The sequence below is a fragment of the Mycoplasma mobile 163K genome, from assembly GCF_000008365.1.
GTDB classification, from domain to species: Bacteria; Bacillota_I; Bacilli_A; order Mycoplasmatales; family Metamycoplasmataceae; genus Mycoplasma_J; species Mycoplasma_J mobile.
Genome location: NC_006908.1, coordinates 168,890 through 181,998, shown reverse-complemented (window position 1 = coordinate 181,998; position 13,109 = coordinate 168,890). Strand labels below are relative to the sequence as shown.

Annotated in this window: 13 protein-coding genes and 1 tRNA gene; 4 read left to right on the top strand and 10 right to left on the bottom strand. The window is 25.6% G+C overall.

Annotated elements, in window-relative coordinates; genetic code table 4:
• Positions 1-2: 2 nt before the first annotated feature.
• Together rpoE and argS are read right to left on the bottom strand one after the other, a co-directional pair.
• On the bottom strand, positions 3-260 hold the full coding sequence (gene rpoE / locus MMOB_RS00675) for a DNA-directed RNA polymerase subunit delta (RefSeq protein ID WP_011264645.1): 258 nt from the start codon (positions 258-260) through the stop codon (positions 3-5).
• Between the two features lies 1 nt (position 261).
• Entirely contained in the window at positions 262-1,863 is a 1,602-nt protein-coding gene (argS, locus tag MMOB_RS00670) for an arginine--tRNA ligase (RefSeq protein WP_041362784.1), read from the bottom strand.
• Between the two features lie 83 nt (positions 1,864-1,946).
• On the opposite strand from argS, the gene MMOB_RS00665 reads away from it, so the two are divergent.
• A tRNA-His gene (locus tag MMOB_RS00665) sits at positions 1,947-2,022 on the top strand.
• Between the two features lie 6 nt (positions 2,023-2,028).
• On the opposite strand, the gene MMOB_RS00660 is transcribed toward MMOB_RS00665, so the two are convergent.
• Complete coding sequence (locus tag MMOB_RS00660) at positions 2,029-2,712, bottom strand: ribonuclease HIII (protein WP_011264643.1); 684 nt, start codon at positions 2,710-2,712, stop codon at positions 2,029-2,031.
• A gap of 2 nt (positions 2,713-2,714) precedes the next feature.
• Positions 2,715-3,623: a Cof-type HAD-IIB family hydrolase gene (locus MMOB_RS00655; RefSeq protein ID WP_011264642.1), complete on the bottom strand. Its 909-nt coding sequence runs from the start codon at positions 3,621-3,623 to the stop codon at positions 2,715-2,717.
• Between the two features lie 62 nt (positions 3,624-3,685).
• Here MMOB_RS00655 and MMOB_RS00650 point away from each other — a divergent pair, with 62 nt between their 5' ends.
• Genes MMOB_RS00650 through ylqF form a run of 3 tightly spaced genes read left to right on the top strand, consistent with a single transcriptional unit; the run spans position 3,686 to position 5,754 of the window.
• Entirely contained in the window at positions 3,686-4,207 is a 522-nt protein-coding gene (locus tag MMOB_RS00650; protein WP_011264641.1) for a tRNA (cytidine(34)-2'-O)-methyltransferase, read from the top strand.
• Positions 4,200-4,895: a TrmH family RNA methyltransferase gene (locus MMOB_RS00645; RefSeq protein WP_011264640.1), complete on the top strand. Its 696-nt coding sequence runs from the start codon at positions 4,200-4,202 to the stop codon at positions 4,893-4,895. Before MMOB_RS00650 ends, MMOB_RS00645 begins: the two co-directional genes overlap by 8 nt.
• Before the next feature lie 25 nt (positions 4,896-4,920).
• The gene (gene ylqF / locus MMOB_RS00640) at positions 4,921-5,754 is read left to right on the top strand and encodes a ribosome biogenesis GTPase YlqF (RefSeq protein WP_011264639.1); all 834 of its coding nucleotides are present in this window, start codon (positions 4,921-4,923) and stop codon (positions 5,752-5,754) included.
• Positions 5,755-5,763: 9 nt separating this feature from the next.
• On the opposite strand, the gene plsY is transcribed toward ylqF, so the two are convergent.
• The 6 genes from plsY to dnaK all read right to left on the bottom strand — a co-directional run bounded on the left by plsY (position 5,764) and on the right by dnaK (position 13,052).
• The gene (gene plsY / locus MMOB_RS00635) at positions 5,764-6,480 is read right to left on the bottom strand and encodes a glycerol-3-phosphate 1-O-acyltransferase PlsY (protein WP_011264638.1); all 717 of its coding nucleotides are present in this window, start codon (positions 6,478-6,480) and stop codon (positions 5,764-5,766) included.
• 3 nt (positions 6,481-6,483) lie between these two features.
• Positions 6,484-7,362, bottom strand: coding sequence for a UTP--glucose-1-phosphate uridylyltransferase (locus tag MMOB_RS00630; protein ID WP_011264637.1), 879 nt, complete (start codon positions 7,360-7,362; stop codon positions 6,484-6,486).
• A gap of 56 nt (positions 7,363-7,418) precedes the next feature.
• A complete protein-coding gene (locus MMOB_RS00625; RefSeq protein WP_011264636.1) occupies positions 7,419-8,006 on the bottom strand; it encodes a hypothetical protein in 588 nt (195 codons plus the stop codon).
• Positions 8,007-8,008: 2 nt separating this feature from the next.
• On the bottom strand, positions 8,009-9,508 hold the full coding sequence (locus MMOB_RS00620) for an APC family permease (RefSeq protein ID WP_011264635.1): 1,500 nt from the start codon (positions 9,506-9,508) through the stop codon (positions 8,009-8,011).
• A 32-nt stretch (positions 9,509-9,540) separates the two neighbouring features.
• A complete protein-coding gene (locus tag MMOB_RS03480) occupies positions 9,541-11,157 on the bottom strand; it encodes an APC family permease (RefSeq protein WP_011264634.1) in 1,617 nt (538 codons plus the stop codon).
• 89 nt (positions 11,158-11,246) lie between these two features.
• Complete coding sequence (gene dnaK, locus MMOB_RS00610) at positions 11,247-13,052, bottom strand: molecular chaperone DnaK (RefSeq protein ID WP_011264633.1); 1,806 nt, start codon at positions 13,050-13,052, stop codon at positions 11,247-11,249.
• Positions 13,053-13,109: the final 57 nt, after the last annotated feature.

Here is a 13,109-nt window from a genome sequence, read left to right as displayed (position 1 = left end):
TTTTATAAAGAATTTTCCATTTTTAATTTGTATGTTGTTCACTTATTTTCTTTTAACTTTACAAAATCACCATGGATAGTTAATAATTTATAAACTTCTCCACGTTTTTTTACAAGTAAATTTTCATAGGTAATATTTTTTGTTGTCGCTTCTTGTTCTCAAAGTGGTTTAAATTCTTTTTCTAAAAAAGAAAAAATTCCTTCGAAATTTAAACTCTCTTCGTTTTGGAACGCTTTCATAATTACATCAATTGTTGTCATATTATATCCTTTCTGGTGCCTCTACTTTTAATAGATCCAATCCTTTTTTTAATACTGCTTGTGTTGCTTTTACTAATAAAATTAATTTTAGTTCTTCTTCTGAATCAATTATCTTTGAATTAGAATAAAAAGAATTAAAACTTTTAGCTAAAGTAATTAAATATTGACTTAATAAATGAATTTTAAAATTTTCTGCAATTTTTTCAATTAAAATTGGAAATTCCTTTAAAACATTAACTAATTTCATTTCAAATTTGTCATCAAAAGGTTTTCTAATTAATTTTACATCTAAAGTTACTTTTGTTTTTTCTAAAATTGAATTTGTTCTTGCATATGCATATTGTATTATAAAAGCTCCATTACTTAAATTTTTTTCTGCAATTAAGTCAATTTCTAAATCTAATTTTGAACTTGAAGAATGATCAACTAAGAAAAACCTTGCATTATCCACACCAATCAATTCTATCAAATCCTCTAATGAAATAGCAGTTCCTTTTCTTTTTGACATAACAAATTCGGTTCCATTTTTCCTTAATTTTACCATTTCTAAAATTAGAACATTTAAAGTGTCTTTACTAAAACCAAATTGTTCAAGAGCTATTTGCATTCTTTTTACATATCCAATATGATCAGCACCAAAAAAATCTATTAAGTAATCAACGTTTTCACTTCTTGTTTTTTTAACATAGTGATATGCTAAATCAGGAGCAAAATAAGTATAAGTTCCATCATTTTTAATTAAAACACGATCCTTATCATCGCCATAATCAGTTGTTTTTAATCAAAGAGCACCATCTTGTTCATAAGTATTTTTCAATTTTTTTAAAGATTTTTCTATTAATGGATAAATAGATTTTTCAGAAGTATAAAGATCAAATTCAACTCTAAAAGTTTTTAAATCTAACTTAATTTTTTCAAGAGCTATTTTTACTCCTTCATCCTTAAAAAAATTTTCAACTTCTAATGAATAATCAACATTTTTAAATTTCTCTTGATATTTTTTGTGAAAAATTTTTGCAAAATATTTAATATCTTCACCGTGATATGAATCTTCTGGCAAATTTAAAGTTTTGTTTCCTAAAATTTGTTGATATCTTATATAAAGCGCATAAGCAAGAATGCTTATTTGATTTCCTGCATCATTAACATAATATTCTCGAATTACTTTATTATTTGCAAACTCTAAAATATTTGCCAAAGTATCGCCAATTGCTGCGCCTCTTGCATGTCCAATATGTAAAAAACCTGTTGGATTTGCACTAACATATTCAAGATTATAAGTGTAAGTTTTTTCTAGTTCAATTAAAAAATCATTTTTGCTAAATTTTTCTAATAAATAAACATAAAATTTGTGATCTAGAAAAAAATTTATAAATCCTGGTTTAACAATTTCTATTTTTTCAATTAAAAATTTTTCCTTGTTAATTTTTTCAACAATCATTTGAGCAATTTCTAAAGGGTTTTTCCCTAAATCTTTTTGCAAAACCATTGCAATATTTGAAGAAAAATCTCCAAAATCTTTTGCATCTGTCAGAATAACTTTTCTACTAATGTTTAATTTTAATAAAGCATCTTCAAGTGCTTCTTTAATCAAAAGTTTCATAATATACATTATAAACTAAAGGGTTTTTCTTTTTAATTAATATAAAAATAAAAAAATTTTCTATTATAATTAAATAAAATATGGCGTATGTGGTGAAGCGGTTAACACAGCGGTTTGTGGAACCGTCATGCGCGGGTTCGAACCCCGTCATACGCCCCATTTTTTTTATGCTTTTTTAAGTCCAAAAAGTTTTTCTGTTGTTTTAAATTTAATTTTTGCAACATTGTACAGCTCTTCAAAACCATTTTTCTCAACAAATTTTAATGTGAAATTTTCTACAATTGAATTTGTTCCTAATGGAAAAATTGAATTGTATTTTATATTTTGTTCTTCCATTTTTTCCAACAAATAATTTCTTGCTAAAATTGATGCACAAGCAACTGATAATGATAAAGATTCAGCTTTTTGAATTATTTTTTTTTCACTTTTAATATTTTGCAACATAAATTTTTTGTTATTAACAAGTTTTTCTATATATTTATCGATATTTTTTTCATCTGAAAAAGCATCGATGATTACATAATCTATGTTTTGGTGCTTTTGCTCTAAAAAATTGATGCTTTTCAAATGCAAGAACATTTTTATTTCATGAGCATTGAAAAATTTGTTCAAATTATTATAGCCTTTTTGGGAAAAATAATTAATAGAATGACTAACAAGTTTTTTTAATTCTTTTGCTATTTCTTTAATTTTTTTATCAGTTAGCAATTTTGAATCCTTTATATCTAATTTATTGATTTTCGAAATATTTTCAGGATTTAAAAACACTGCACAAGCAACAATAGGACTTAAATAATCTCCTACACCTGTTTCATCACTTCCAATTGTTACATATTCATTGAAATTCATAATTAAAAAATTGTTGGTTCAATTATTTTTTTTCTAACTTTATCAGATTTTTCAATTTCTTCTTCAGCATTTTCTAGAAAGTAATTAATATATGCTCCAACAGCTCCTTCATCGTTTCTTAAAGTTGAAATAACTGTAGAAGTTTTTTTCACTTCTTCTTCACTATTTGCCATTGCTACTGCAATATGAGTTGTTCTAAACATACTTAAATCGTTGAGTCCATCACCAAAACTTATAGTATTTTTTAACTCAATATCATAATATCTTATCAATAAAGATATAACTTTTGATTTTTTCACACCTACATCTACTATATCCAAAACTGGAGTTAAACCTTCTCCTTTAGATCAATAACTAAATTCCCCTAAATCACCAAATTTTCTATCTAAATATCTTTTCAATCTTGCAGCATCAACGCCTTCTCTTATATCAATAATAACACCAGTAGGTTTTAAAGGTAATTTTGTTAAGTCAAGACCAACTGCAAATTTTACAGCAGTATCAAAACCAAAAACTCTTTCTAAGTTTTCGTCTCTTTTATCCAATTGGACTCACCCCGGACCTTCGAAAGCAATATTGGAAATACTTTCTTTGACTCTTTTATCCCCTAAGATATAAAGCATTTCATTTAAATTTACATGCGAAATATATTGTTGAAAATATTCATCTTTTGGGTTGTGAATATGTGCTCCATTGTAATTTCCAACAATTGTTCTTAGTCCGAGTCTTTCATATGTTGGTTGGGTACTTCTTCAAGGTCTTCCTGTAATAATTGTTACTATGTGGCCTTCTTGTATTGCTCTTTTAATAGCTTTTTCTGTAATAGGATGGATATCATTTGTCAAACTATTGGATAAAACAGTTCCATCTAAATCAATTGCAAAAAGATATTTTTTTGAATTTGTGCTCATTAAACTCCTTAAATTGTATATATATTTTACAATATAAAATAATTAATTTATATAATAGAATAATGATTAATATTGTCTTATTTCAACCTGAAATACCACCAAATACAGGTAATATCATTAGAACTTGCAAAGCAACGCAAGCAAAACTGCATATTATCAAACCAATTGCTTTTGATCTTGATCCAAAATATTTAAAACGTTCTGCAGCTGGTTGAATTTTAGAAGATATTGAGCATGAAGTTTATGAAACATATGATGATTTTTTAAAAAAACATAGTGAAAAGAGCATTTACTATCTAACAAGATATGGAAAAATTAATTATAGTGATGTAAATTTTAAAAAATATCAAAATAATGATGATTTATTTGTCATGTTTGGAACAGAATCAACAGGAATACCAAAAAAAATTTTAAAAAATAATCTAGAAAATTGCTTAAGAATTCCAATGGATAAAGACATGAGAAGTTTGAATTTAGCAAATACAGTTTTTTTAATTGCATATGAAATTCAGAGGCAATGAAATTTTGAAAAATTATCTAAATATGAAGTACAAAAAGGGCAAGATTTTTTATTAAATGACTAATGCAAAATTAAAATATTTGAAAAAATTAAAAAATAAAAATTTTCGTGATCAAGAAAACTTTTTCATTATTGAAGGATTTCATTTAGTAGAAGAAGCATTAAAAAAAGATATAGTGGTAGAAATTTATGCTTCAGTAGAGTTTAAAAATGCTATTAAAGTTTCTCAAAGCATTATTGATTCGATAAGTAGTAACAAAACTAGTCAACCGATTATTGCGATTTGTAAAAAAATGAATGTAAATTATGAAGTTAAATCTAAACGAATTTTAGTTCTTGAAAATATAAATGATCCAGGTAATTTGGGCACTCTTGTTAGAAGTGCTTTTGCTTTTGGTTTTAATGATGTAATTGTTGAAGGTGTCGATATTTACAATCATAAATTTTTACAAGCTTCTCAAGGCGCATTTTTTTATGTAAATTTAATTAAAGTCAAAAATGCAGTGGATTTTTTAAAATCTTTACATAATTATCAAATATATGTTACTACTCTTCGTTCTGATGCTTTTGAATATGATGCAGTTGAAAATCCAAAATGATTAGCGCTTGTTTTAGGAAATGAAGCAAATGGAATTAGCTTAGAAATGGAGAAATTAGCATCAAAGCTTATTTATATTAAAACAAATTTTGAAAGTTTAAATGTAGCATCTGCAGGAGCAATTTTACTTAATCACTTTAAAAACCTTAATTAAAAAAGCATTAAGATATAATAACAATATGTTTCAATGATTTCCTGGCCACATGGCAAAAGCTTTAAGACAAATCAAAGAAAAAGAGAAATTTGTTGATTTTTTTATTATTGTTTTAGATTCAAGAGCACCTATTAGTACTTATAATAAAGAATTTGATAAAATTAGTCCTAAAAAACCAAGACTTTTTATTATTAATAAAATTGATTATGGCGATGTTAAAAAGTACCAAAAATTGGAAAGATATTTTAGAACTGAAAATTCCGATGTTTTGTTTACAAATCTGAAAAAGCAGAATACAAGATCGATTATTATCAAAAGTGTTGATAAACTTCTATTTAAAAAAACAGAATATGATAAAAAAAGAGGCCTTTTAAATCCTTTTACTGTTGGTATGATTTTAGGGTTACCAAACACAGGTAAGAGCACACTAATTAATTTACTAGCAAATAAATCCAAAACAAAAGTTGCTAATACGCCAGGAGTAACAAGAGGTCAACAATTAGTAATTACTGAGAGATTTAAATTATTTGATACTCCAGGAATCTTATTTCCGAAAATTGAATATGAATTAGATGCAATAAAAATTGCAATGATTGGTTCTATAAAATGAGAAATTATTAATCAAAAGGAATTATTTTTTGGATCTTATAAATTACTTAGTGAATATTATCCAGAAGAAATAGAAAAACTAGGTCTCCAACCTAGTTTTGATGATAATCAAATTTTTATTTCACTTGAACAAATTGGAAAAAAACATAATTTTTATTTAAAAGACAAACAAATTGATGAAAATAGGACCATTATTTTTTTCAATAATTATGTAAAAAACTTGAAAAATGTTACTTATGATAGGTTATAAATAAAAGTCTTATGCTAGTTTTTTCGACTTTTTAGAAAACTTAAGAACAGATTCTTCTTTTTTTATTAACTTTTTAATATTAGGAATATGTGTAAACAAAATAATAAGAGCTGCTAAAAATAAGAATAGAGAAGATAAATATCATGCACCTTGAAATGATTCTCTTACAGGTTGATAAAAATCTGAATAACCTACATAAGCAATAATTGATGAATTCATTCAGGGTATAATCATAAAAATTACTAGAATGAATGGTGTAATAAAAGAGCCTAGAGAAACAATTTTTCATCTAAAAATCATTGCAAAAAATATAATTCCACCTATTATTGCAAGAATTATATTTAAAGAAGCGATCATTCCTAAATTTGTAGCAGCGCCTTTCCCGCCTTTAAATTTGAAGTAGATTGGGAAAACATGCCCAATAATTACAAAAAGAACAACTAATTGAGTAATAACAGCTCCAAAAAAAGGGACAAAATCTCTTAGAATTGCTGAAATTATAGCAAATCAAAAAGATTTTGAAACATCTAAAAAAAATACTAAAAAACCTATTTTAAAACCAAAATTTCTTGCCATGTTAGTGGCTCCTGCATTTTTTGAACCCTTTTCTCTAATGTCTGATTTTTTAAAAATTTTAGAAACAATGATAGAAAAATTTATTGAACCAATAAAATAAGCTACTAATATTAGCAAAATATTTGAACCAAAAATAACCTCTAAAGACATAAATTAAACTTTCTCTTTAATGTGTTCTAAAACCACTTCTCTTAGTTTATCATCATCTAAAGCATAATCAATTGTAGCTTTTACAAATCCTTCAATATTACCTATATCGTATCTTGTCCCTGAGAATTGGTAAGCATAAATATCTTCTTCTTTTAATAATTTTGAAAAGGCATCTATAACATCTATTTCATTACTTGTTTTTGAAGGTTTTAGATTTGTCAAAATATCAATTATTCTTGGAGTAAAAATATATCTTCCAAGAATCGCTTTATTGGAAGGAGCATTTTCAATTTTCGGTTTTTCAACTGCTCCTATAATTTTAAAGCTTTTATCTTTAGGATCGTATCCTTTAAAAGGAACAACAACACCATATTTATTTAAATCCCTTTCTTCAACTGCTTGTACACCTAAAATCGAAGCTTGCTTATCATCAAATTCTCTAATAAGTTGTTTTATTGCTGGTTCTTTTGATTTAATTAGATCATCCCCTAAAATTACTGCGAATGGTTCATCATCAATCCATTGTGCTCCCACTGCTATTGCATGTCCTAAACCAAGTTGTTTTTCTTGGTAAACAATTCTAATTTTTGCATTAATATTAGTTGTTTTTAATGATTTAAGAAGGTCTCATTTTTTGTTTTTAAATAATTCTAACTCTAAATCGTGATTGACTTCAAAATATCTTTTTAGTTCTTGCTTTCTACTAGAAATAACCAAAATAATCTCTTCAATTCCTGCTTCAAATGCTTCCTCAATTAAAATTTCAATTGCTGGTTTTTTTAAAATTGGTAGTAGTTCTTTGTGGATTACTTTTGTTATTGGTAAAAATCTTGTACCTCATCCTGCTGCTGGGATAATTGCTTTTCTTACTTTTTTATTCATATAATAAATGATAACTTATTTTACTTAAAAACTATTATTTTGACAAATGGAGAAATTTAATTATTAATTTTATTAAATAAATCTTCTTTATTTTTATAATATTTAAATTTTTCAGCATCATATTTTTCGACTATTTGTTTGATTTCTTTTTCTGATAAAGGTTTTTTAAAAAGATTGATAATTTTATTTGTATATTTAAATATGAATTTCAAAAATAAAATTGACCAAACTGGATTAAGTATTGTTTTGACTCAAAATCAAAAATTATCATCGTAAATTAGATATTTAAAAAGAGATTTGTCATCAAACTTATCGATAAATTCATAAACAATTTTTTTCAAATTTAAATATTTCTTTATAAAAATTATTCTAGAAAAAAACAATAAAATAATTAAACCCAAAATTACAATTGAAAAAATTGATATGATGTCGTTTCTATTCAATAATAAAAACAAAATTAATATGATTAATTCAGTTAAAACAAAAAATAATAATAGTATTAAGCAAAATGAATCCAGAAGGGCCAAATTTTTCAATTTTTTTGCAAAAAATAAATCCTTTTTTGTGGAAATTAGTTTTGGGTAGTTAAAATTTTCACCTTCATCATCATTAGAATTAATGACTTTTATATTATTTAAATTCATATTTAAAAATTCTCTTGTAAAGTTTTTTTTGATTTATCCATTTTTGTTGTTTTAATTGTAGATTTCTTTTGCAAATTTTCTTCAAAGTATTTAATTAGTAAAAAATTAATGTAAGGTAATAAGAAAAATAAAATAATAAAAATGATAGTTGTGATCATTAATTGTAAATTTGTTAACTTGATACCAATAGTCCCAAAAGCTCCTTCAATATTAGGTAAAGTTGAAGCATCGATTATTAAAACAATAAATTGTGAAAAAATCGCCACTACAATTCCTATCATTGAAAAAATACTAATAAAGTAAAAAAGAACAGAATTTATTTTTTTTGTTTCGGTTGTTTTGTGTCTTTTTATTGCATAGAAAAAAATTACAAGTCCATAAACCAAGAAAAAAAATAATGTTGGAAAATTACTAATTGTTTCAATTATTGAATCAGAATTTAAAGTAATAGCTGGAATAAAAATTATTAACGATCAAAATGAATAAGAAAATAAATAAAAAAATGACATTGCTTTTTTTGGTCCAAATTTTTTTGTAAGAATTTTTGACCCAAATCATGTAAAAGAATATGTTGAATTTTCAGTTTCTCCAATAAAACCTGTAAACATTCCATTTATTACACCTAAAGCAGAAATAAAAATAAAGAAATTGACAAAAATTGCAATTCCATTACTAAATCCAATGGCCAAAGAATTTTGAATAAGTTTTTCTACAGTTCCTGAATTGTGCAAAATTGAAGCAATTGTTACTAGAATATAAATTATTGAAACAAAAACCATTCCAATTAAAACTACTTTTGTAACAGTTTTTTCTCCTCCTTTTACTTTGTGAGTAATTGTTGCTACAATTAAAAAAGCATCTAAAGTAAATAAAACAGAAGGAATTGCAAATAAAGCTCTTGAAAAATCAAATGCACCTTGATTAAATGCATTTGATCCACCAATATTATTAGTATTTGCAAATATCAACCCAACAATAATTGCGACAAAAAGAGGAATAAACTTTAAAATAGTTACAATATTTTGATGAATTCCAGCAATTCAAATTGAAATTTTATTTAAAATAAAATAAATCATGGAAATAGAAATTCCGAAAATAACATGAATTCAAACACTAATATTTTCAAATCTGTTTGGTGCGATTAAATTTAAAAATTGGAAAAAAATTTGACTTGCGAAAATACCAAGGACAACGACAAAAATTGGGTAATAAAAAAATGCTAAGTTAAATCTTGTTAAATAAGCTAATTTTTTTCCAGAAAAAATTGATGCTCAATAAGAAAGTCCTCCTGATTTTTCTTTAGGTTTAGCAGTGCTAATTTCAACATAAGATAGCGCTGTAAAAATTGCAATAATTGCTCCTAAAATTCACGAAATTAATCACGCAATTCCATTACCCTTAACAATAGTAGAAATTGAATTATTTTTAAAAAATATTCCTATTCCTACCATTGTTCCAACAAGGATAGTTAAAGCTGTAAAAAACCCAATTTTTTTGATCATTTCTTAAATACCTTTCGTTTAAATTTAAAATCTTATTTATTTTTAATAAAAAAGAATTTTTTCTTACTTTTTAGCTGATTATTTTCTTCATTATTTGCAATAAAAATTTCTGAATTTTCAAATTCTTCTTTTTGTATTATAAAAGCATTTCTTTTTTCAAAAAATTTTATTAAGAAAAAATTTATTGTTGGTAGAAGAAAAAAAATAGATAAAAAAATAAAATTCATAATTATATAATCAATGTTCTTAATGGAATTGGTTTTAACAAAAACACCTAAACCTGCAGAATTAGAACCAAGTTCAATTGCATCTTGAATTCCTACAACATATTGTGCGAAAACAGTAATTGTAATTCCTATAATTGAAGTTCATGAAGCAATGTAAAATAAATATTTATTAACTTTTTTAGTCGAATCATATTCTTTTCTTTTTAAAAGATAAAGTAGAACTATTATTGCATAAATTCCAAAGAAAAATATTGTTACAAAATTAGTTGCTGCATCAAATAATTCATCTGAATTCATTATCAAAGCAGGTATTACAAAAATTAATCATCAAAAAACATAAGATATAGCCGTAAATGCCACTCCTGTTCAATAATTTCCAATTTTTTTAACTAAAAATTTAGCTCCAAATCAAGTTTGCAAATAAGAACCGTTTTCCATTTCAGTAACATAGGCTGAAGTTATTCCATTCACTACACCAATTCCTGAAATAAAAATAAACAAAAATAAAAAGATATTTATTGCTTTTGCAGCATCATTTGAAATAGCACTAGTAATTAAATCTCCTATGCTTTTTGCATTATGTAAAATTGAAGCTATTGTTAGTAAAATATAAATAATCGCTGAAAAGATCATTCCAATTATAACTACTTTTGAAATTGTTTTTGATCCTCCTTTTACTTTATTCGAAAGAGATCCAACAATTAAAAAAGCATCAAAAGCAAATAAAACAGATGGTAAAGATTTCAAGACATTTCCAAAATTAAAATTAGAATTTTGGAAAGCATTTCCTGCTTCAGAAGGATTTGTAGGAAAACTATTTCCAGCTTTATTTGCAAAAACTAAACCTATAATTATTGCTAAAATAATTGGAGCAAATTTCAATACTGTAACAATATTTTGATGAATTGCAACAATTTTTAAAGAAATTTTATTAATTACAATGTACAAAATAGATAAAAAAGTACCGAATAAAACGTGAATGTAAATAGGTGTTGTTAAAGCATTCGGATTAGAAGTTAAACTTATACCCGGTACTCCTGATCAAGATAAAAATAAAAAAAAGAATTCACTTATAAAAAAACCTAAAACTACAATAATAATAGGCAAGTTAAAAAAAGAAAAATTAAACCTTACAAAATAACCAAATTTACTTCCTCCAAATTTTGTAGCCCAATACGAAAGACCTGAAAATCTTTTTTTTGAAATTATAGAGCCAATTTCACTATAAGAAATTGCTGTAAACAAAGCAATAATCGCTCCTAAAATTCAAGCAAGTAATCATCCTACTCCATTATATTCAACTGCTGTTGCAACAGAACCATTTCTAAAGAAAATTCCTATTCCGACTACTGAACCCACAAGAACAGCTAAAGCAGATCAAAAACCGATTTTCTTTTGTAAAATTTGTATATTTTTTTTCATAACAAGTAATTATATAATTTTTTTAAACTTTTCAAAAAATAAAACAAGACTTAATAAGTCTTGTTTTATTTAAAATAATATTTTGATTATTATGCTTTTGGATCTTCTTCTTTTATCTCAGCATCAATTGAACCATCTTCATTTTGTTCGTTTTTAGAAGTTTCTTTTGAAGCTGCTTTTTGTGCAAAGGCTTTTGCCACTTCTTCAATTTGATCTAATTTTATTTTAAGTTCATCAATTTTATCTTGCAAAATTAAATCTTTAATGTTTGTAATTTCTTTTTCAGTTTGCTCTTTTTCTTTCGGATCTATTTTATCACCTTGATCTTTAATTGTTTTTTCTAATTGGTTAATTAAAGTTTCAGCTCTTACTGTTACATCAATTTTTTCTTTTTTCTTAGCATCTGCTTCTTTATTTTTTTCTGCATCATCGATCATTTTTTTGATTTCTTCTTCTGTTAAAGATGTTGAATTTTCAATTGTAATTGTTTGAATCTTGTTTGTTTTTTTATCAGTTGCACTAACTTTAATAATACCATTAACATCAATTGAGAAACTAACTTCAATTTGAGGAGTTCCTCTTGGTGCTTTTTCAATTCCACCTAAATTAAATTGACCTAATGATTTATTATCTGCAGCCATTTGTCTTTCACCTTGAACAACATTAATTGTAACTTCAGATTGATTATCTGCTGCTGTTGAAAAAATTTGAGATTTGGTTGTAGGAATAGTTGTATTTCTTTGAATTAAAGGAGTAGCAATCCCACCTTGTGTTTCGATTCCTAAAGTTAAAGGTGTAACGTCTAATAAAAGAACATCATTAATATCTCCAGAAAGAACAGCCCCTTGAATAGCAGCACCAATTGCTACTACTTCATCTGGATTAATACTATGATTTGGTTTTTTGTTCAACTCGTGTTGCAACATTTCTTGAACAGCAGGAATTCTTGTTGAACCCCCTACAAGTAAAACTTCATGTAAATCTTCTGATTTTAATTTTGCTTCTTTTAAAGCATCTCTAACAGGCTTTCTTGTTCTTTCAACTAAATGTTGAGTCATTTTTTCAAAATCACTTCTTTTTAATTCGACTTCAACATTAATAGGTCCTGAATCTGTTACTGCTAAAAAGGGTAAATTAATTGATGTTGTAGATGTTGTAGATAAATTAATTTTTGCTTTTTCTGCTTCTTCTTTTAATCTAGCCATTGCCATTTTATCTTTTGAAACATCATATTTATGTTCTAATTTAATTTTTCCGATTAATCATTTAACAATTTCATTGTCTCAATCATCCCCACCTAAAAAATTGTCTCCACTTGTACTTAGAACTTCAAAAGTTCCATTAGCTAATTCAAGAACAGAAACGTCAAAAGTTCCCCCTCCTAAATCGTAAACAAGAATTTTTTGCTCTTTATCTGTTTTATCTAGTCCAAAAGCTAAAGCTGCAGCAGTTGGTTCATTAATAATTCTTTCAACACTAAGTCCAGCAATTCTTCCGGCAGTTTTAGTTGCTTCTCTTTGCGCATTATTGAAATATGCAGGAACAGTTATAACTGCTTTTTTAATTTTTGATCCGATTTTTTTCTCTGCATAGTCTTTTAAATAAGAAAGAATCATTGCTGAAATCTCTTCAGGTTTATATTCTTTGTCATTTATCTTAACAGTTTCACTTGTACCCATTTTTCTTTTAATTGATGCGATTGTGTTTATGTTTGTTTCTAACTGTCTTTTTGCCACTTCTCCAACAATAATGTCATCATTTTTAAATGAAACAACTGATGGGGTTGTTCTTTTTCCATTAGGATTTTCTAAAACTCTTGGAGTTTTATCTTCTAAGATTGCAACAACTGAATTTGTTGTTCCTAAATCAATTCCTATAATTTTTTCTTTTGCCATTTTAATCCTTTCAATTTGACAAATTGATTGTCTTTTTAAAATTTATATGATCATTAT